Raw genomic sequence first — 19,377 nt, forward strand, 5'->3', positions numbered from 1 at the left:
ACGGCGGTGAATGAAGATCCAGGGGGCTCACAGCACCCTGAATCTGCATTCACCCTGCGTGCGGCGCGGAGCTGCCCGTCCCGAGCCGGTCGAGGGCCGCGACGACCCGGTCGGCCGCGTGGCCGTCGCCGTAGAGCTCCGGGCGAGCGGACGGCATCGTCCGGTCCAGCGCGGCGAGGGCCGCGTCCCGGTCGAGGTCGACGAGGACGTTCCAGCCGCTGTCGACCGTCTCGACCCACTCCGTCGTGTCGCGGAGCGTCACGCAGGGGACGCCCGCGAGGTACGCCTCCTTCTGGACCCCGCCGCTGTCGGTCAGCATCGCCCGCGCCCGGACGAGGAGCGCGGTGAAGGCGAGGTAGCCGAGCGGTGGCGTGAGGCGGATGTGATCGGCGGCCTGGAGCGTGTCGAGGAGGCCGGCAGCGTCGAGGCGCGCGCCGGTGCGCGGGTGCAGCGGGAGGACCGCGGGCATGGGCAGCGCGAGGAGCAGGTCCACGAGCGCCCGCAGACGGACCGGATCGTCGACGTTCCCCGCCCGGTGCGCCGTCACGAGGACGTACCCCCCGGGCTCGACCCCGGCGTCGCGCAGCGGGGCGTCGTCCCCGAGCGCGCGCGGCTGGAACATGTGCGCGACGTCGACCATGACGTCACCGACCATCACGCGCTCGCCGACGGCGTGCTCGCGGACGAGGTTCTCGACCGCCGTGTCCGACGAGCAGAGCAGCAGCTGCGACATGTGGTCGGTGAGGACGCGGTTGAGCTCCTCCGGCATGCAGCGGTCGAAGGAGCGCATGCCCGCCTCGACATGGGCGATCGGGATGCCGGCCTGCGCCGCGGCGAGCGCGCCGGCGAGCGTGGAGTTCGTGTCGCCGTAGACGAGCAGCGCGTCCGGCCGCTCGGCGGCGAGGATCGGCTCGAGCGCCGTGAGCATGCGCGCGGTCTGCGCGGTGTTCGTCCCGGTGCCGAGGCGCAGCTCGTGCTCGGGCCGCGGGATGCCGAGCTCGGTGACGAAGATCGTCGAGAGCTCGTCGTCGTAGTGCTGGCCGGTGTTGACGAGCAGTTCCTCGTGGTGCTCGCGCAGGATCCGGGAGACCGCGGCCGCCTTGACGAACTGGGGCCGGTTCCCGATGACGGTGACGAACCTCATGCGCCGCCGGCCGTCCCGCCGACGAGCGTCGCGAAGGCCCGCGCGGCCGCCTCGGTGAGCGGGCCGGGGACCGCGGCCACCGGGCGACCGTCGATCGCCGAGACCGGGTGCACCTCGCGGGTCGTCGAGGCGAGGAAGGCCTCCTCCAGCTGCCCGAGGTCGTCCCGCGTCGTGATCCGCTCCTCGGTCCCGGTCGCCTCGATGAGGTGCCGGCGGGTGATCGAGTCGAGGATGTGGTCCTCGAGCGGCGGGGTGTACAGCCGGCCGTCGAGGGCGTAGAAGAACGAGGACGTCGGCGCCTCGAGGACGCGGCCGTGCGGGGTGACGAGCAGCGCCTCCTCGGCGCCGGCCTCCTCCGCGAGCCGCGTGGCGAGCATGTTCGCGGCGTAGGAGAGCGACTTGATGCCGTCCATGATCCGGGTCGGCACGTACTCGACGGTCGCGAGCGAGACCGTCGGCCCGCGGCGCGCGACCTCCTCGAGCAGCACGATGCGGTGGCCTCCGCGGGTGAAGAAGGCCCGGAACTGGCCGTCGAAGCCGGGCGCCTGCGCGAGCAGCGCGCCGACGTCGGCGCGGAGCGCGTTCAGGTCGACCTCGAGGCGCAGGTTCCCGGCCGAGGTCGCGAGGCGCCGCAGGTGCTCGTCCCACGCGTACGGGACGCCGTCGTAGACGCGGACGACCTCGAAGGCGCCGTCGCCGCGGAGCAGGCCCGGGTCGGTCACCGGGACCGTGGCGGTGGCGGACGGCGTGATCGTGCCGTCGATCGAGGCGAGGAGCTCCACGCCGCCGGACGATACCGGCGGGGGCGGCAGGCTCAGGCGCCCCCGCCGTCCGCCCTATGGTGGGCTCATGCAGACCCGCACGCTCGGCCACTCCGACCTCGAGGTCTCGGAGATCTCGCTCGGCTCGTGGCTCACCTACTCCGGCGGCATCGAGCGCGATCAGACGGTCGCCTGCACGAAGGCCGCCTTCGACGCCGGCATCACGTTCTTCGACACCGCGAACGTCTACGGGCGCGGCGCCGCGGAGACGGCGTGGGGCGAGATCCTCAAGGGGTATCCGCGGGACTCCTACGTCCTCGCGACGAAGGTCTACTTCCCGATGTCCGACGCTCCCGGGGACAGCGGGCTGTCGGCGGCGCAGATCCGCAAGCAGATCGACGCGTCGCTGACCCGGCTGCAGACCGATCACGTCGACCTCTACCAGTGCCACCGCTTCGACGTGAACGTCCCGATCGAGGAGACGATGGAGGCGCTCGGCGAGGTCGTCGCGTCCGGCAAGGCGCGGTACCTCGGGTTCAGCGAGTGGACGCCGGAGCAGATCGAGGCGGCGCTCGCCGTCCCCGGAGCACCGGCCTTCGTCTCCTCCCAGCCGCAGTACTCGATGCTCTGGCGGGCGCCGGAGGAGGAGGTCTTCCCCCTCTGCGACGCGGGCGGCATCGGCCAGATCGTGTGGTCGCCGCTCGGCCAGGGCGTCCTCACCGGGAAGTACCGGCCGGGGGCCGCCCCGCCGGCGGGCTCGCGTGCGTCGAGCCCGGAGATGGGCACGTTCATGGACCAGCTCCTGCGCGAGCCGGTGCTCGAGGCCGTCGCCCGGCTGCAGCCGATCGCGACCGAGCTCGGCCTCTCGATGGCCCAGCTCGCGCTCGCCTGGGTCCTGCGGACGTCGTCGGTGAGCTCGGCGATCGTCGGCGCCTCCCGGCCCGAGCAGGTCCGCGACAACGCGGCCGCCGCGGGCGTGACGCTCACCCCCGACGTCGTGGCGGCGATCGACGAGGCGCTCGGGAGCGTCCCGGTCACCGGGACGACGCTCGCCCCCGGCGCGAGCGCCGGCGTCCGTCACCGCTGAGCGGCTCTAGCGGGCGTGGCGGGCGGCGCGGACCGCCGCGCGGCGGAGCCTGGCGCAGCTGGCGGTGCGGGTCTTGCGGCCCGACCTGGACAGCTTCGCGATCGAGGCCTTCCGGCAGCGCTTCGGGGTGACGTAGCGCCGAGCGGCGGGGGCGGCGGCCACGGGCATCGTGCGATCGCCGAAGTCCGTCGTGTACGTCGCCGAGTCCGGGCCGGAGCCGACCGGCGTCCCGTTGGCGATGCCGATGCCGACGTCCGTGAAGTCGCCGTTGAGGATGTTCGCGCGGTGGCCGGCGCTGTTCATCCACGCGATGACCATCGCCATGGGGGTCGCCTGGATGGACTCGCCGTAGCCGATGTTCTCGCCGATCGTCCAGGCGTCGGCCGGGCTCGTGTAGTTCGTGAGGCGCGCGGTGAGGTCGATGCCGTCGGCGAGCACGTGGTCGAAGACGTGGGTGGCGACCATGTTGCGCGAGTAGGTGTCCGAGATCTGCTCGATGCTCGCGTTCTCCGTGAGCGGCTTCAGGCCGTTCGCGGCCCGCTGGACGTTGAGCAGGCAGAGCGTCGCGGCCTTCGCGGTGTCCATCGTGGCCGCCGTGGGGACGGCGGTCGCCCCGTCGCAGCTCGACGCCTGGGCGTGGGCCGCCTGGGGGGCGGCGATCAGGCAGGTCGCGGCGAGAGCGGCGACGGCGGTGGTCAGGGTGCGGAGGGGGGTGGCGAGATGTGAGCGCATGGCGGAGCGAGGCCTCTGCCGCACCGTGGACCCGTGCGGTTTGCCTCACTCCAGCTATCGACCCCGATCCTCAGAAACGCGGCCCGACGGGCCACATCTGGACATTCGTCCTAGAACACCGGCTGGACGCGTCCTAGACGATGCGCAGCGGCGTCCCGAGCGGGACGAGGTGGTACATCTTCAGGATGTCCGCGTTGTGCAGGCGGATGCACCCGTGCGACGGGTTGCCCGGGACGAGCCCCGGCTCGTCGGTTCCGTGGAAGCCGACGACGCCGCCGTTCGGCCAGTCGGTGAGGTGCGGCGCGTAGGCCGAGGTCCCCAGCGCCCGCGGCCCGTAGGCCGGCGCGTTCTTCACGACGAACTTCTCCCGGATCCAGAAGCGACCCGCCGGTGTCGGCGTCGACGACTTGCCCACGCCGATCGGGAACGTCGCGACGACCTTCCCGAAGTTGCGGATCGTCACGCGGTGCCGCGCCCGCTCGACGAGCAGCGACGTGTGGATCGTGTTGAAGTCACCGAGCGCGTCGCGCGGGACCCACCCAGTGCGCCCGTTGGGCCGGCCCGGGATCCGGAGCTCCACCCAGTCCTGGGTGCCCTGCCGGCGTCGGGAGAGCAGCAGGTAGGTGTCCGGCAGCCCGTCCTCGGTGATGAGCCGCAGGTGCGCGACGGTGCGCGCGGTCGTCGACGGGGCCGCCCGGATGCCCGAGCGCCGCGACGGATACGCCCAGCGGCTCGTCTTCAGCTCGTCGCTGAGCGTCGTGACGATGACCTTCGCCTTGGCCTTCGCGGCCTGCGGCGCAACGGCCGAGGCCCCCGTGACGGGGGCCTCGGCGGCCGTCGAGGCCTGCGGCGCCGCCAGGGCGAGCGCCGCGAGCGTGATGGTCACACCCTCCCGGATCACCCGGTGAAGTGCGGCTTCGGCGGACGGCAGCGGGTGATGATCATGGTCAGCGTCTTCGTCTTCGTCCTGCTCGCGGCGGTGAAGACGATCGTGGCAGTCACGCGGTGCGTGCCGTAGGTCACGGTGCCCGCCGGAACGACGATCAGATACCGGTGACCACTCCCGTTCGCCGTCACGAGCTTTCTGTAGACCTTTCCGTCCACACGGTACGTCACGGACTTGATCTTGGACCCCGTCACGAAGATCCGCGCCGCCGTGGGGATGCACCCGGTGGTGCCCCTGAGCTTTGCCGTCCCGGGCTTCGGTGCCGACTGGGCCACGATCGGGCTGACGTTCGTCAACAGCGTGTTGGCCGTCGCCTCCGCCGTCGCCGTCCGGCTGTGCACATCGGTGCCGGCCACGTCCGCGACGTTGTGGATCGCCGTCTGCCCGGCCACCGAGGCGACCGAACACGTGTAGAGCCACACGTCGCCCGGATCGAGGCTGTTCGGTGACGAGTCACCGCCCGTGGAGGTCAGCAGCGGCGGCGCGTCACAGAGCGCATCCGTCACGTTGAGCGACGTCCTCGCGAACGAGGTGTCGCCGATGTTCGTGAGCTTCAGCGTGTACGCGACACGATCGCCTGCGGCAGCGGTGGCAGGCCCCGTCTTGGCCAACGCGAGCGCTTGGTGCAGGATCTGCGTCGAATGCTTGTCGCTCGCCGTGACCGGGTCCCCGCTCTCGTCCTGGCCCGTCACCGTGGCGGTGTTGACGATCGGGTTCGCCTCGCCCGTCTGATGGGAGCCGATGGCATACGAGCACGTGAAGATCCACGTCTCGCCCGGATCGAGGAACGCGTCCCCGTTGTCGTTGAGCTTGCTGGTGGGCGAGCTCGAGACGTTGGGGCACTTGTCGTCGCTCACGTGCACGTCATGAAGCGGGTTGTTCCCCGGGTTCGTGACCGAGAACGTGTAGGACACGGTGTCGCCGTGGTAGGCGAACGAGTCGCCGGCCTTCACGACCACCGCCTGGGACACGATCTTCCGGTTCGTGAACGTGCAGGTGATCGTCTCCCCTGCCTCCGCGTGCACCGAGGCGGTGCGGCTCGTCGACACGGTGCCCGCCGCGGGCACCGTCGTGTTCTGGTCGCCCGACTCCGTGCAGGCGAGCGCGGCGAGCTTGTAGCCGAGGCCGTGCGGATCCTTCTCGGAGACGGAGTAGGTCCCGGCGTCCACCTGGGTGGTCACCGAGCTGCCGTCAGCCAGCGCGAACGAGCCGTCGGCGGCCACGCCACCGCCCTGGGGCAGGCTGGACGTGAACGGGAACTGCGTCGAGCCGCCGGCCGGATCGGTCACCTTCTTGATGGTGACCGTGGCCTTCGCGGGTGCGCCGCCTCCGCCGCCGCCGATGACGACCGGCTTGCGGGTGTTGGTGATCGTGCAGACCACGGTCGACCCGTCGGCCACCGGCACCGCGGCGACGCTCGTGGCGGCGGTCGCGGGGACGACGGTCGTCTTCCCGTCGACGCAGGTGATCGACGCGGTGTAGTCGCTCAGGGAGGTGCCGGTGTGCGCGACCTCGCCGACGCCGTAGGACCCGGTGTTCAGGGTCTGCGCCCCGGTGGTACCGCCGTTGCCCACGTTTCCGCCGGTCCCGGCCGTCGTCCCGTCGATCTGCAGGTCGAACTTCCCCGGATCCGCCGCCGGCGACAGGACCTTCTTGACTTCGAGGGTCCCCGTCTTGCGGGTGTTCGTGATCGTGCACACGATCTCCGAACCCGTCGTGACCGCGACCTTCCCGGCCACCAGCGGCACCGCCGCACCGGCCTTGTCCACGCAATGCGTGCTCGCCGCGTAGTCCGACAGCTTCGTCGTCCCCGCGCCGGCCTCACCCACGCCGTAGGACCCGGTGTTCAGGGTCTGCGCCCCGGTCGTGCCGCCGTCACCGACGCCACCCGCCGGGCTCTTCGTCGCGCCGTCGATCTGCAGGTCGAACTTCCCCGGATCCGCCGCCGGCACCAACGTCTTGTTCACCGTCAACGTCCCGGTGTTCCGCGTGTTCGTGATCGTGCACACGATCTCCGAACCCGTCGTGACCGCGACCTTCCCGGCCGCCACCGGCACCGCTGCCCCGCCGTTGGCCTGGTCGACGCAGGCGGTGCTCGCGGTGTAGTCCGCCAGGTCCGTCGTGCCGGCCCCGGCCTCACCCACGGCGTAGGACCCCGGGGCGAGCGGGATGGCGCCGGTCGTCCCGCCGTCACCGACGGCGCCGCCGGTCCCAGCGGTCGCGCCGTCGATCTGCAGGTCGAACTTCCCCGGATCCGCCGCCGGCACCAACGTCTTGTTCACCGTCAGGTTCCCCGGGCTCCTGGTGTTCGTGATGGTGCACACGATGTCCGCGCTCTTGGTCACGGCGACCGTGCCGCCGGTCGAGGACACCGTCGCACCGCCGTTGGCGTTGTCCACGCAATGCGTGCTCGCCGCGTAGTCGGACAGCTTGGTGGTGCCTGCGCCGGCCTCGCCCACGGTGTGATCACCGGTGTTCAGCGTCTGCGCCCCGGTGGTGCCGCCGTCACCGACGCCACCCGCCGGGCTCTTCGTCGCGCCGTCGATCTGCAGGTCGAACTTCCCCGGATCCGCCGCCGGCGACAGGACCTTCTCGACCTCGAGGGTCCCCGTCTTGCGGGTGTTCGTGATCGTGCACACGATGTCCGAACCCGTCGTGACCGCGACCTTCCCGGCCACCAGCGGCACCGCTGCCCCGCCGTTGGCCTGGTCGACGCAGGCGGTGCTCGCCGCGTAGTCAGACAGCTTCGTCGTCCCCGCGCCGGCCTCACCCACGCCGTAGGACCCGGTGTTCAGGGTCTGCGCCCCCGTCGTGCCGCCGTTACCCACGTTTCCGCCGGTCCCGGCCGTCGTCCCGTCGATCTGCAGGTCGAACTTCCCCGGATCCGCCGCCGGCACCAACGTCTTGTTCACCGTCAACGTCCCGGTGTTCCGCGTGTTCGTGATCGTGCAGACCACGGTCGACCCGTCGGCCACCGGCACCGCGGCGACGCTCGTGGCGGCGGTCGCGGGGACGACGGTCGTCTTCCCGTCGACGCAGGTGATCGACGCGGTGTAGTCGCTCAGGGAGGTGCCGGTGTGCGCGACCTCGCCGACGCCGTAGGACCCGGTGTTCAGGTTCTGCGCCCCGGTGGTGCCGCCGTCACCGACGCCACCCGCCGGGCTCTTCGTCGCGCCGTCGATCTGCAGGTCGAACTTCCCCGGATCCGCCGCCGGCGACAGGACCTTCTTGACTTCGAGGGTCCCCGTCTTGCGGGTGTTCGTGATCGTGCACACGATCTCCGAACCCGTCGTGACCGCGACCTTCCCGGCCGCCAGCGGCACCGCCGCACCGGCCTTGTCCACGCAATGCGTGCTCGCCGCGTAGTCCGACAGCTTCGTCGTTCCCGCGCCGGCCTCACCCACGCCGTAGGACCCGGTGTTCAGGGTCTGCGCCCCCGTCGTGCCGCCGTTACCCACGTTTCCGCCGGTCCCGGCCGTCGTCCCGTCGATCTGCAGGTCGAACTTCCCCGGATCCGCCGCCGGCACCAACGTCTTGTTCACCGTCAACGTCCCGGTGTTCCGCGTGTTCGTGAAGGTGCAGGTCACCGTCTCGTTGGCGCTGACCTTGATCGTGGCCACGCCGCCCGCGGTGCTCGTGTCGGTGTCGGAGGTCTTGCCGTCCGTCGTCGTGCAGGTCAGGTCCGTGAGGGTGTAGGTCGCCAAGGCGGCCTCGCTCACCGTATAGATCGCACCCGAGGACGCGTTCGGCTTGACGCTCGTGAACGTCTGCGTGCCGCCGCCGATGAGCGAGAACGTGTTGACGACGGGCACCAGTGCCGGGGTGGCCGCCGAATTGCCCACCAGGTCGCCCGACGGGGTGAACCCGAACGTGTCGGCCGGGTCACCGCCGACGTTGACCTTCGTGACGAGGACCTTGCCGTAGCGGCCCGTGGTGACCGAGTCGGTCGCCGGAGCGGTGGTGAAGGTGCCCTTCGTGCCGGTTGCCGTGACCGTGTTCGTATAGGTCGCTCCGTCCCCCGCGACGAGCTGATGCTTGCAGAGGTACGTCCACGTCTCGCCGGGATCGAATACGGCGTCGCCGTTGCCCTTGTCGATGGGGGCGTTCGAGGCGTTGCCGGCGGTGTCGACGATCTGGCAGTTTGGGTCGTCGATGTTCACGCCGTCCAGCGCGACGCTCTCGGTGTTCTTGACCGCGAGCCGGTACCAGAGCCAGTCGCCGTCGTTCGCAAGGCTGGTGTCGGCGGTGCCGTCGATGAAGTCACCGGTCGGCGGGGGCACCGACGAGCTCGTGCTGACCGCGACCTTCTTGTCGACGGTGACCGCGCAGGAGGAGGCGCCGACGACCGTGTGCGGCGCGACGTAGTCCTCCATGATGGACGCGATCGAGTTGCCGTTGTAGGTGTGCAGCCAGATCGAGCCGAAGTCGAAGCACGGGTTGGCCGAGCCGGCGCCGAGCGCCGTGGTCAGGTCGATCGAGAACTCACCGAACGTGCCCGCCGCGATTGTCGGGGAGGCGAAGGGCGGCGCGGGAACGGGGAACCCGTTCGGCGCGCCTTGGTCGGTGTTGACGAGGGCAGCGGCGTTCACACGGCCCACTGCGACGCTCGGGTCCAAGGCGGTGCAGTCCTTGTTGCTCGAGGTGATGAGGTTCGTCGTCGGCGTGGCGCTGGCAGGGGGCGCCACCTGGGGCACCTGGCCGGATGCGTCGACCTGGTACCAACCATAAGTGCTGTTCGCCCCCTGGCCGGAGCGGGATCCGACCCAACGGCACAGGCCGATACGGGCAGCCTGATTCTGGTTGCCCGAGAACTGGATCAGGGCATCGTTCTGACTGCGGTCCGGAGCGAAGCTGTTGAGCGCACCGGGGGTTCCCGTCGCGTTGCGGTTCAGTTCGACAAGGATGTTGGCTGATCCGGCGTCGGATTTCGTCGTGAAGCCGACGTGGAGATACACCCGTCCGTTACGGCGCTCGAGGTAGGTCGTCGCCGCGGTGATGTCGTTCTTCGCGGTCGACGGCTCGCCGGCGGTCAGATTCCACGAGGTCGGGTTCTGTTCGTCGCTCTTGTCGAACTGCGTTCCCGGGGTCGCAGCGTCTCCGAAGGGGGTCTTCAACCCGGAGGCGATCGTGGCCCAGTCCGTGTTGTCGGCGAAGGTCGGCGCTCCGTCCGGAACGAGATTGCCGTCCCCGCCCTCGAAGCAGCTCCCCGAGACGACCGCAGTGCCTCCGCACGCCGCGGATGCGCTCCCTGCTCCCGCGAGCGCACCGATCATCACGCACGTCAGGACCAGCGCCCGCGTTGCCGTTGTCCACTTCATGAGAAGTCCCTTCGTTTGATCCGCATCCGGCTGTCAGCCGGTGAGTGCCGTTCTTGGCGATGCCCGCATGATCAACCGTGATCCAGCGCGACCACCGACCCGGACATAACCACATGCCCCAGAAATTGGACAGCTGTCGCAGAGGGCGGTGCGTCACTTTGGTCTATTTCCGTGCTTTAGCTGGCACGTAACCGCTCACCGGTCCCCCAAAACGCGCGGGGCGTCGCGGAAACATGCGCAAAACCTGCACGATTTCGGGTGAGGCCCGTCTACCCCGCACGGGACCCGCAGGCGGTTCGTCCCGCGGTGGGCCGAACGAGCGAGCCGGCGCAGCCCGCGCGCCGCGTTGATCGGATGAACCATGCGCAGTCTCACCTTCAAGGGAAAGGTGAGACTCGATCTGACCGCGAACTAACGGGTCGGCGTCAGCGGCCGCTCCCAGGCGTGGCGGGCCTCGTCGAACGCGTGCCAGTCGATCTCGGGGCCGCCGAGCGGCGTCGGGGAGGGTGACGGGCGTCGCGGCTCCCCACCGCCACCGCCGCCGCTCCCGCCGTCCTGATCCGTGTCGGGACCGGAGACGTCACGTCCCGGCCCGTAGTGGACGGCGAGGACCCCGACGAGGAGCGAGAGGACGATGCCGAGCGCCGTTCGCGGATGGATCTCCCAGAACAGCACGGCCAGGCCGCCGCCGCCGTAGATCCAGGCCGCCCACATCGCGGCTCGCGCCGCGGTCGCGCCCCGCCCCGGCGGCCGCTTCCCCCGCGACGGTCGCATCGACGAGAGCACCAGGCCGCAGGCGAGCACCGCCAGCAGGTAGGTGACCGTCGCGCCCATCGTCCCAGGGTAGACGCGGAGCCCCGCTGCGACCAGGGCTCGGGGGTGACAAGTCCGTATCGTGGGCGCCGTGACCGCCTCCGGCCACCAGCGGACCGCGCTCGCGTCCGTGCTCGCCGCGTTGCTGCTCGTCCTCCTGAAGCTCGGGACCGGTGTCGCCACCGGGAGCCTCGGCCTCATCTCGGCGGGTATCGAGTCCAGCGGCGACGTCGTCGCCGCGACGCTCACGTTGCTCGCCGTCCGGCTCGGGGGCCGGCCGGCCGACGAGGACCATCCCTACGGCCACCGCCGGGCCGAGAACCTCGCCGCCCTCGGGGAGGCGGCGATCCTCGCGGGCGGCGGGGTCTTCATCGTCGTCCAGGCGGTCGGGGCCCTCGTCGGCGGAGCGGGCGATTTCCAGGCGCACTGGTACGTCTTCGCCGTCATCGGCGTCGCGATCGCCATCGACGTCAGCCGGATCGCCGTGTCCCTGCGCGGCGCGGTCCGCTACGAGTCGGCGGCGCTCCGCTCGAACGCCTTCCACTTCGGGGCGGACATGGCCGGCTCCGTCGCCGTCCTCGGCGGCCTGCTGCTCGTGGCCGCGGGCGTCCGGTCGGGCGACGCGCTCGCGGCGCTCGTCGTCGCCGGGATCATCTTCGCGGCGGCGGCCCGGCTCATCCACGAGAACGCGCTCGTCCTCATGGACACGACCCCCGAGCAGGCGCACGCGCAGGTCCTCGAGGCGGTCGCCGCCGCCGCCCCGGAGGCCGAGATCCAGCGCCTGCGCGTCCGCGAGTCCGGCGGCCGCTACTTCGCCGACATCGTCGTCGGCGTCTCCCCCACCCAGCGGGTCGTCGAGGGTCACGAGACCGCCGACGCGATCGAGGACGCCGTGCACGCCGCCCTCCCGCAGAGCGACGTCGTCGTCCACGTCGAGCCCGGCGGGGGCGAGCTCCCGCTCCGCGAGCAGGTGCTGGCCATCGCGCTCACCCCGCGCGAGGTGTGCGAGGTCCACGACGTCACCGTCTTCGATCACGACGGCGGGGCGATCGTCACCCTCCACGTGAAGTTCGACCGCGACGCCCCGCTCGCGGAGGCGCACCGCGTCGCGAACGACCTCGAGGACCGGCTGCGCGAGATCCCGGAGGTCATCGAGGCGCGGACCCACCTCGAGCCGCTCGAGCCGACCCGTCGCCGGGCCGGGGACGTCGAGGGCGACGACCCCCTCACGGCGGACATCGAGGAGCTCGCCCGCACGCTCACGGGCGAGGGCCCGCGCGACGTGCGGCTCCTGCGCACCCGCGCGGGCCTCGTCGTCCTCCTCGACGTCACCGTCGACCCCGGGCTGAGCCTCCGCGACGCCCACGACATCGCGGGCCGGTTCGAGGCCGCCCTCCACGCGCGCCACCCCGACGTCGTCGAGGTCGTCGTGCACACCGAGCCGCACGGCTGAGGGACGACGCGCTCCGGCCGAGTCGCGGCCGTGGGGCCCGCGACCGGCTTGTGCTCACAACCCGGCCCGGCCATCGACGTCGCGCGGTGGGGCCACGAACGCGAAAAGCCCGGCAGAGGCCGGGCTTCTCACTCATGCCCCCGGAAGGAATCGAACCTTCAACCTTCGGATTAAGAGTCCGCTGCTCTGCCAATTGAGCTACAAGGGCGTGGGCGTCAGTGTACTCCAGGCGCGGGGCCGGACGCCGCGCGCCTGGCCGTGCGGCTACTTCTTCGGCGTGGTCGTCGTCGCCGGGGCGGCCGTCGACGTCGGCGCGGGGGTGGCCGTCGAGGCGCCGGCGCCCTGGGCGGCCGCCGCCGCGCCCTGGGCCGCCGCCTGCGCGACCTGCTGCTTGATCGAGGCGAGGGCGGCCTTGACCTGGGGGCGCTGGGCCTTCGGCGAGAGCGCGACTGCCTTCGCGGCCGCAAGGTCGCCCTTGCGGTTCTGGCCCGCGACGTACGCCAGCTGGGCGTACTGCTGGTAGAGGCTGACGTCCGGCGGTGACTGCTCGACGATGACGTCGAGCACGGCGACGGCCTTGTCCGGCTCGTTCAGGCCCGTGGTGCCGTAGAGGTTGACCATCTGCCGGGCGACGTTGAGGTCGTACTTCGGCGGGTTGAGGGCCGTGTACTTCTCCCAGGCGGCCGAGGCCTGGCGGAACTCGGCCAGGCCGGACGGCTTGCCGTCGAAGCCGCCGCGCGAGCTGCCCTCGGCGAGACGCAGCGAGGCGAGCTTCGCCCACGCCGCCGCGTCCTTCGGGTTGACGGTGACGCGCTTCTCCTCCGCCTTGATCTGCTTCGTGTACGACGTCGACGTGTTCGTGTTGTTGTTGCTCGAGAACGCGTCGAAGAGCCCGCCGCTCGTCGCGCCACCCACCCCGAACAGCACCAGGCCGCCGCCCATGAGCAGGGCCAGGCCGAGGTAGATGAATTGGACCGTACGCCGCCTGCCGCGGCCCCGCAGATCGAACAGCATGCGTCGAGGTTAGACGTCCTGGTCGCGTGGCGGCGTCAGCACGTGGCCCGCGCCGTCCTCCGCCTCGTCGTCCTCGGGCCATGGTTCGGCGTCGCGGGTGTCCTCGAGGAGCCATTCCTCCTCGTCGTCGTCGAGGTCGTCGACGATCGGCACGGGGACGGGTGCCGAGAGGTCGGGCGGCGTGCCGCTGGGCTCCGGATCGTCGTCATCGTCGTCGTCGCTGTCGTCGTCATCGTCCTCGTCGTCGTCGTCGAGGTCCCAGCGGCTCGAGCGCTGCCGCTGCTCCTTCCCGCGGTCCATGAAGAACGCCATCACGAGGCTGAGCTCGTAGAGCGCGTAGAGGATGAGGAACTCGAGGATCATCGAGACCGGGTCGGTGCCCGGGAGCACCATCGCGAGGACGGCCGTCGCGACGATCGCGTAGCGGCGCCACTCACGCAGCTGCTTGACGTGCACGATCCCCATCCGCGTCACCGCGAGCAGGCCGACGGGAAGCTGGAAGACGAGCCCGATCGATGCGAGCGTGAGGATCGCGAACTTGTAGTAGTCCTTGGCCTGGACGAGGACGTTGAACTGGTCGGAGTTGAAGTTCTGCAGGAATCTCGTCGCCGCCGGCAGCACGACGAAGTACCCGAAGGCGACGCCGGCGATGAACAGCACCGGCACCATCGACATGAGGGGCAGGGCGACCTTCTTCTCCTCCGGGCTGAACGCCGGCAGGACGAAGGCGTACAACTGGTAGAGCAGCAGTGGGAGCGCGAACAGGAGCGCGAAGTACGCCGCGATCGTGATCGTCTGGGTGAACGGCTCCCCGATGCCGATCGTGATGGGCTTGTTCGCGGGCGGGCTCTTCGGAAGCGCCTGGAGCGCCTTCTGGGCGGCCGCGAGCTGCGTCGTGAACGTCGCGCGGGTGGGCGCGGAGACCTGCTTGTCGGCGATGAGCGTCTTCAGCGTCGCGATCTGATCGACGCGGAGCGCGCGGACGCCCTCCTCGGCGATGTACGCCTGCCCGAGGAGGCCCTTGCCCTCCTTCGTGCGCGTCTCGGTCTGCGTCGCGAGCGGCTTGCCGATGAAGTCGAGCAACGCCTGGTTCTGCCAGGCGCAGACGACGAAGCTCACGACGAGCGTGATCGCCATGATCACGAGCCGCGAGCGGAGCTCGTCGAGGTGATCGGTGAGGCTCAGCCGCTCATCGTGACCGATGGGCTTGATGACCTTGGGCATGCGTGCGGAGGGCGCCGGCGGGGCCGGAGCTAGGCCTCGCGGCGGGTGCGCTCGGGCGCGGGAACCGTGGCCTCGGGCTCGTCGTCAGCCTCCGCCCGGGTCAGCGCGGGGCGCTCGGACTCGTCGTCGTCCGCGGCGTCGTGCTTCGCCGTGACCGCGTCCTTGAAGTCGCGCATCCCGTCGCCGAGCTGCTTCCCGAGACCCGGGAGCCGCTTGGGGCCGAAGATGACGAGCACGATCACCAGAAGGATGATGAGCTCGGTGGGACCGATGTTGGGCATGTGGCGCCTTCCTGTGCGGGAGTCTGTGGAGGGTAACCGGCTCGCGCTCAAGACCGGCAGCGAACCTTCCGATGACTGGGCTACACCCCTCACCGGATCCTTCGCTATGAGCCGCCCAGCAGATCACTCCCATTCCGTCCGCAAGGTCGTCCTCCCGTCCGGGAAGACCATCGAGATCGTCTCGTTCGACGCGCAGCTCGTCGACGGGCTGACCGAGAAGCCCGCCTCGGCGAAGCGTGCGCACACGCACGAGGACGAGCTGCACCACTGCGGCTCCTGCGGGTCCGATCTCGTCTACCCGCTCGACTGGAGCGAGGCCGGCGCGCACCACTGGGAGGTCACCCTCCGTTGCCCGAACTGCGAGTGGGTCGGCACGGGCGTCTTCGCGAGCGAGGCCGTCGAGCGCTTCGACGCCGAGCTCGACCGCGGCACCGAGTCGGTCATCGCCGACCTGCGCCGCCTCATGCACGCGAACATGGAAGAGGACATCGACCGCTTCTCCGCCGCGCTGCACGCCGGGCACGTCGTGCCCGAGGACTTCTGAGGCGCGCCCCACCGCCGAGACCCGACAAGAGCCCGACCGGGGACGAAGAACGGGTTTCGGCCGGCGGGAGGCCCGTCGCGTCAGGCGTAGCGTGCGACGACGCCGTCCGCCACGAGGTCCAGCGCCGCGCGCTGGGGCTCGGCGAGGCCGGCGGGCAGCTCGCCCTTCGCGCTCGTGACGAGCCCGAGGGCGTGCGCACGGGCGTCGTCGAGGGCGCCGCAGGCCGCGATCGCGTCGCACAGCGCCTCGGCGTGGGCCGGCGTCGTGACGGCGCGCAGGTCGATCGCGGCGATGGCAGGGTCGCGCTCACGGGCGAGGAGGAACGGCAGCGTGACCGTCCCGTCGAGGAGGTCGGTGCCCCGGTGCTTGCCGGTGCGCTCCACCGGACCGCTGACGTCGAGCACGTCGTCGAGGAGCTGGAAGGCGAGGCCGACGCGCCGGCCGAAGCGGACGAGCTCGCCCGCGAGCGCCGCATCACCGGTGCCGGCGTGCACCCCGAGCGCGCACGCGGCCTCGAAGAGCCGCGCGGTCTTCAGCTCGCAGCGGTGCAGGTAGCGCTCGACCGCCACGCCGGTGTCCCACGCGTCGGCGCGCTGGAGCAGCTCCCCCTCGGCGAGGGCGGACCCGGCGCGGGACAGGGCCTGCACCTGGGCGACGTCCGCGTTGCGGACGAGCTCGCGGAAGGCGTCGGCGAACAGCGCGTCGCCGGTGGCGATCGCGGCCCGGCGGCCTGCCGAGGACCAGACGGTCGGCTCCCCGCGGCGCATCGGAGCCGCGTCGAGCACGTCGTCGTGGACGAGGGTGGCCGAATGGACGAGCTCGACCGCGACGCCGGCGCGCACGAGCGCGGCATCGGCGCCCGCCGTCCACCCGGCGGGCGGGCCCGCGGCGACGAGGACGAGGAGCGGCCGCAGGCGCTTTCCGCCCGCGGCGATCGTCCCGGACGCCCACCCGGACAGCGGCTCCGGGTAGCTCGCCGCGATCTCGCCGAGCCGGGCCTCGATGCGGTCGAGCAGCTCGGGGACGTGGGGTCCCGCGGCCGCCGCGATGGGCGCCGCCTCGGGCGCGACCGCCACGGCTAGGCGGCGGGCACGCCCGGTGCCGCGGGCGCGGACGGCTTCTCGCCGACGTGCAGCGCGATGATGCCCCCGGCGGTGAGGACGTAGCGGACGTTCACGAGGCCGGCGCCGGCGAGCTTCGCGGCGAGGTCGTGCGGCCCGGGGAAGCGCTTGACGGAGTTGGGGAGGTACTCGTAGGCCTCCGGGTCACCGGCGACCTTGCCGATGAGCGGCACGATCCGGTCGAACCACAGGCGGAAGAAGGTCGAGAGCGGGGGCTTCGTCGGCGTCGTGATCTCGAGGACGACGACGTGGCCGCCGGGCTTCACGACCCGCGTCATCTCGCGCAGACCCTGGTCGAGGTCGGAGAAGTTGCGCGCCCCGAAGCCGACGGTGGCCGCGTCGAACGCGTCCGTGTCGTACTTCAGCTCCAGCGCGTTGCCCCACTCCCAGGTGATGCCGGGCGCCTTGACGCGCGCGCGGTCGAGCATGCCCTCGGAGAAGTCCGAGCCGATGACCGACCCGCTCGGGCCGACCCGCGACGCGAGTTCGACCGCGAGGTCGCCGGTGCCCGTGGCGACATCCAGGACGGTGTCGCCGGCGCCGACCTGTGCGAGGTCGACGGCCCGGCGGCGCCACTTGTGGTGCAGCCCGGCCGTCATCACCGAGTTCATGAGGTCGTAGAACCCGGCGATGCGGTCGAACATCGCCCGGACCTGGCCGGCCTCGAGCGTTCCGGACCCGGGGCCGCCGGGTCCGGCGACCTGTGGCGCTCCCAGGCTGCCCGGCTGCGCCACGGGTCCGGTGCCCATCACTTGAGCTGCGACAGGAACGTCACCATCGCGTTGAACTTCGCCGGGTCCTTCTGCTGCAACGCCTGGAACGACGGCATCGGGGCGGTGGGGTTGACGAGCGTCCGCGCGATCGCCTGCCTGGGCAGGTTCTTGGCGATGTGCGTCAGCTGCGGCCCGGGGCCGTCGTTGCCGTTGTCGCCGAACTTGTGGCAGGCCTCGCAGCCGGACTGGGCGACGACCTGCCGTCCCTTCTCGTACAGCGCCGTGAACTGCGGCCCCTGGGCGATGACGGCCTTCGGTGTCGGCATGTCGATCTGCGTCGGCGGGCCCGACTCCGCACCCTTGTAGGTGAGGAAGCCCATCGCCGCGATGACGAAGATGCCGGTCGCCGTGGCGATCGGACGACGCTCGGGGCGACGCTCCGGACCGCGGTCGTAGAACGGCAGCAGGAACAGCAGGATCATGCAGATCGTCGGCACGCCGATGGTGGCGAGCGGGACGAGCTCCGCGGGCTTGATGACGCGGAGCAGCTCGAAGAGGAAGAAGAAGTACCACTCCGGGCGGGGCGTGTACGTCGTCGTCGTCGGGTCCGCCTTCGGGCCGAGCTCGGCGCCGAGGACGAGGGACATCGTGATGATCGCCGCCATGACCACGCAGGCCATGAGGCTGTCCTTCGCGACGGCGTACGGGAAGAACGGCTTGCCGGCCGACTTCAGCGCCATGTACTCGCGCAGGTACTGCTCCTTCTCACGCTGGTTCATGCGCGCTCCTCCTCGACCTGGCGGTACTGCTCAGGCAGCTTCTGCCACGGGGGGGCCGTCGTGCCGAGCTTCGCCACGAGGTACAGGTGGAACCCGATGAGGGCGCCGATGATCCCCGGGATGAGCATCATGTGGATCGCGTAGAACCGCGACAGGGTGGTCGCGCCGAACTCGGGGCCGGCACGCAGGAAGTCCGACAGGTACGGGCCGACGAGCGGGCCGGTGCCGTTGATGTTCACGCCGACGATCGTCGCCCAGTAGGAGCGCTGGTCGAACGGCAGCAGGTAGCCCGTGAAGGACATCGCCATCGTGAGGATCAGGAGGGCGACGCCGATGATCCAGTTCAGCTCGCGCGGGTACTTGTACGCGCCGAAGAAGAACGTGCGGGCCATGTGCAGGAAGATGAGGATGACCATCACCGACGAGCCCCACTTGTGCATGCCGTGGACGAACTCGCCGAGGAAGACGTCGTCGTTCACGTGCCGCATGGACTCGTACGCGCCACCGCCCGCATCCGGGCGGTAGTACATCGCGAGGAAGACGCCGGTGACCGCCTGGCTGAGGAAGGCGAACATCGTCGCCGACCCGAGCGTGTAGAACCAGTTGGTGCCCTTGGGCACCTTGCGGAACATCATCCAGCGGGCGCCACCGGAGAGGGACGTGCGCTCGTCGACCCAGTCGACGACCGACATGCCGGCCTCGGCGGCGACGTCCAGCGGCTTCTGCTTGGGGGTACCCGGGCGCTTCGGTGCCGGCTTCGGGAAGCCGGGGGGCAGCGGCGGGGCGGGGAGCTTGAGCTTGGGCATGATCAGGTGTTGGGGATCTTGCGGATGGACGGACGCGACGGGTAGAGGTACTGCCCGATGCCGTCGAGGGCCTCGCCCGGGTCACGGGGCGAGAAGCGGCGCAGCTCCTGGTTCACCGAGAAGCGCGGGCCGATCTGGACCTGACCGTTGCGGATCCGGGTGTAGAAGCGGTCGAGCGGGCGGACCGGCGGCCCACCGTCCACGCGGCCGACGAAGTCGTACACGCCACCGTGGCACGGGCAGATGAAGCGCTGCGCGGCGGACTTGTACGACACCGGGCACCCGAGGTGCATGCAGCGGGTCGAGATGGCGACGAAGCCGTCGTACTCGTCCTTCCGCTTGCCGTCGATCGCGTCGTTGTGCTTGCGCATGTAGACGGTCGACTTGCCGACCTCGCCGATCCCCGAGGAGATCGTGATCGTCTTCGGGACGTAGTTGTCGTCCGGGAAGTCGGCGACCGGCCCGACGTCCTGCCAGGACTCCTCCTTCTTCTCGAAGATCGGGCCCATTGCGAACCCGAGAGCGGGCAGCAGGAAGGCGGACGCCGAGATGGCGCCGGCGGTGTGCGCGGTACCCGTCATGAACCGCCGGCGCGTGACGGTCTCGCCATCGAAGGCGCCCGGCATGCCGCGGTCGGCGGT

At 71.0% G+C, this 19,377-nt stretch carries 17 protein-coding genes and 1 tRNA gene; 3 read left to right on the forward strand and 15 right to left on the reverse strand.

The window, feature by feature from the left end:
- Nucleotides 1–49: 49 nt before the first annotated feature.
- Nucleotides 50–1,144, reverse strand: a complete 1,095-nt coding sequence (gene wecB, locus NBH00_RS24920) for a non-hydrolyzing UDP-N-acetylglucosamine 2-epimerase (protein WP_254571265.1) — start codon at nucleotides 1,142–1,144, stop codon at nucleotides 50–52.
- Nucleotides 1,141–1,926 carry an aminotransferase class IV gene (locus NBH00_RS24925; protein WP_254571266.1) on the reverse strand — a complete coding sequence of 262 codons (786 nt, stop codon included), beginning with the start codon at nucleotides 1,924–1,926 and terminating at the stop codon, nucleotides 1,141–1,143. Before NBH00_RS24925 ends, wecB begins: the two co-directional genes overlap by 4 nt.
- Nucleotides 1,927–1,993: 67 nt before the next feature.
- On the opposite strand from NBH00_RS24925, the gene NBH00_RS24930 reads away from it, so the two are divergent.
- The gene (locus NBH00_RS24930; RefSeq protein ID WP_254571267.1) at nucleotides 1,994–2,992 is read left to right on the forward strand and encodes an aldo/keto reductase family protein; all 999 of its coding nucleotides are present in this window, start codon (nucleotides 1,994–1,996) and stop codon (nucleotides 2,990–2,992) included.
- Nucleotides 2,993–2,998: 6 nt separating this feature from the next.
- Here NBH00_RS24930 and NBH00_RS24935 read toward each other — a convergent pair whose 3' ends face one another.
- The 4 genes from NBH00_RS24935 to NBH00_RS24950 all read right to left on the reverse strand — a co-directional run bounded on the left by NBH00_RS24935 (nucleotide 2,999) and on the right by NBH00_RS24950 (nucleotide 10,822).
- Nucleotides 2,999–3,724, reverse strand: a complete 726-nt coding sequence (locus NBH00_RS24935; RefSeq protein WP_254571268.1) for a CAP domain-containing protein — start codon at nucleotides 3,722–3,724, stop codon at nucleotides 2,999–3,001.
- A gap of 133 nt (nucleotides 3,725–3,857) precedes the next feature.
- Nucleotides 3,858–4,610, reverse strand: coding sequence for a L,D-transpeptidase (locus tag NBH00_RS24940; RefSeq protein ID WP_254571269.1), 753 nt, complete (start codon nucleotides 4,608–4,610; stop codon nucleotides 3,858–3,860).
- An 11-nt stretch (nucleotides 4,611–4,621) separates the two neighbouring features.
- Nucleotides 4,622–9,784: a prealbumin-like fold domain-containing protein gene (locus NBH00_RS24945; protein ID WP_254571270.1), complete on the reverse strand. Its 5,163-nt coding sequence runs from the start codon at nucleotides 9,782–9,784 to the stop codon at nucleotides 4,622–4,624.
- A gap of 615 nt (nucleotides 9,785–10,399) precedes the next feature.
- Nucleotides 10,400–10,822, reverse strand: coding sequence for a hypothetical protein (locus NBH00_RS24950; protein ID WP_254571271.1), 423 nt, complete (start codon nucleotides 10,820–10,822; stop codon nucleotides 10,400–10,402).
- Between the two features lie 70 nt (nucleotides 10,823–10,892).
- On the opposite strand from NBH00_RS24950, the gene NBH00_RS24955 reads away from it, so the two are divergent.
- Nucleotides 10,893–12,254 (forward strand): cation-efflux pump, encoded by a 1,362-nt coding sequence (locus NBH00_RS24955; RefSeq protein ID WP_254571272.1) that lies wholly within the window; start codon nucleotides 10,893–10,895, stop codon nucleotides 12,252–12,254.
- A 135-nt stretch (nucleotides 12,255–12,389) separates the two neighbouring features.
- Here the strand turns inward: NBH00_RS24955 and NBH00_RS24960 are convergent.
- The 4 genes from NBH00_RS24960 to NBH00_RS25365 all read right to left on the reverse strand — a co-directional run bounded on the left by NBH00_RS24960 (nucleotide 12,390) and on the right by NBH00_RS25365 (nucleotide 14,773).
- Nucleotides 12,390–12,462 (reverse strand) — tRNA-Lys (locus NBH00_RS24960).
- A gap of 56 nt (nucleotides 12,463–12,518) precedes the next feature.
- Nucleotides 12,519–13,268, reverse strand: coding sequence for a tetratricopeptide repeat protein (locus tag NBH00_RS24965; protein WP_254571273.1), 750 nt, complete (start codon nucleotides 13,266–13,268; stop codon nucleotides 12,519–12,521).
- Between the two features lie 9 nt (nucleotides 13,269–13,277).
- Complete coding sequence (gene tatC, locus NBH00_RS24970) at nucleotides 13,278–14,492, reverse strand: twin-arginine translocase subunit TatC (protein ID WP_254571274.1); 1,215 nt, start codon at nucleotides 14,490–14,492, stop codon at nucleotides 13,278–13,280.
- A gap of 29 nt (nucleotides 14,493–14,521) precedes the next feature.
- Nucleotides 14,522–14,773, reverse strand: coding sequence for a Sec-independent protein translocase subunit TatA/TatB (locus NBH00_RS25365; protein ID WP_302182672.1), 252 nt, complete (start codon nucleotides 14,771–14,773; stop codon nucleotides 14,522–14,524).
- Between the two features lie 106 nt (nucleotides 14,774–14,879).
- On the opposite strand from NBH00_RS25365, the gene NBH00_RS24980 reads away from it, so the two are divergent.
- Nucleotides 14,880–15,317 carry a hypothetical protein gene (locus NBH00_RS24980; protein ID WP_254571275.1) on the forward strand — a complete coding sequence of 146 codons (438 nt, stop codon included), beginning with the start codon at nucleotides 14,880–14,882 and terminating at the stop codon, nucleotides 15,315–15,317.
- A gap of 80 nt (nucleotides 15,318–15,397) precedes the next feature.
- Here NBH00_RS24980 and NBH00_RS24985 read toward each other — a convergent pair whose 3' ends face one another.
- From NBH00_RS24985 to NBH00_RS25005, 5 genes are read right to left on the reverse strand one after another with little or no spacing between them, the layout of a single operon-like run.
- The gene (locus tag NBH00_RS24985) at nucleotides 15,398–16,393 is read right to left on the reverse strand and encodes a polyprenyl synthetase family protein (protein WP_254571276.1); all 996 of its coding nucleotides are present in this window, start codon (nucleotides 16,391–16,393) and stop codon (nucleotides 15,398–15,400) included.
- 2 nt (nucleotides 16,394–16,395) lie between these two features.
- Nucleotides 16,396–17,187 carry a bifunctional demethylmenaquinone methyltransferase/2-methoxy-6-polyprenyl-1,4-benzoquinol methylase UbiE gene (gene ubiE, locus NBH00_RS24990; RefSeq protein WP_254571277.1) on the reverse strand — a complete coding sequence of 264 codons (792 nt, stop codon included), beginning with the start codon at nucleotides 17,185–17,187 and terminating at the stop codon, nucleotides 16,396–16,398.
- On the reverse strand, nucleotides 17,187–17,930 hold the full coding sequence (locus tag NBH00_RS24995) for a c-type cytochrome (protein ID WP_254571278.1): 744 nt from the start codon (nucleotides 17,928–17,930) through the stop codon (nucleotides 17,187–17,189). The genes ubiE and NBH00_RS24995 overlap by 1 nt, the downstream gene beginning before the upstream one ends.
- Nucleotides 17,927–18,736, reverse strand: coding sequence for a cytochrome b (locus tag NBH00_RS25000; protein ID WP_254571279.1), 810 nt, complete (start codon nucleotides 18,734–18,736; stop codon nucleotides 17,927–17,929). Before NBH00_RS25000 ends, NBH00_RS24995 begins: the two co-directional genes overlap by 4 nt.
- Nucleotides 18,737–18,738: 2 nt before the next feature.
- Nucleotides 18,739–19,362, reverse strand: coding sequence for a QcrA and Rieske domain-containing protein (locus NBH00_RS25005; RefSeq protein ID WP_254571280.1), 624 nt, complete (start codon nucleotides 19,360–19,362; stop codon nucleotides 18,739–18,741).
- Nucleotides 19,363–19,377: the final 15 nt, after the last annotated feature.

This window comes from Paraconexibacter antarcticus (assembly GCF_024220175.1).
GTDB lineage: Bacteria > Actinomycetota > Thermoleophilia > Solirubrobacterales > Solirubrobacteraceae > Paraconexibacter > Paraconexibacter antarcticus.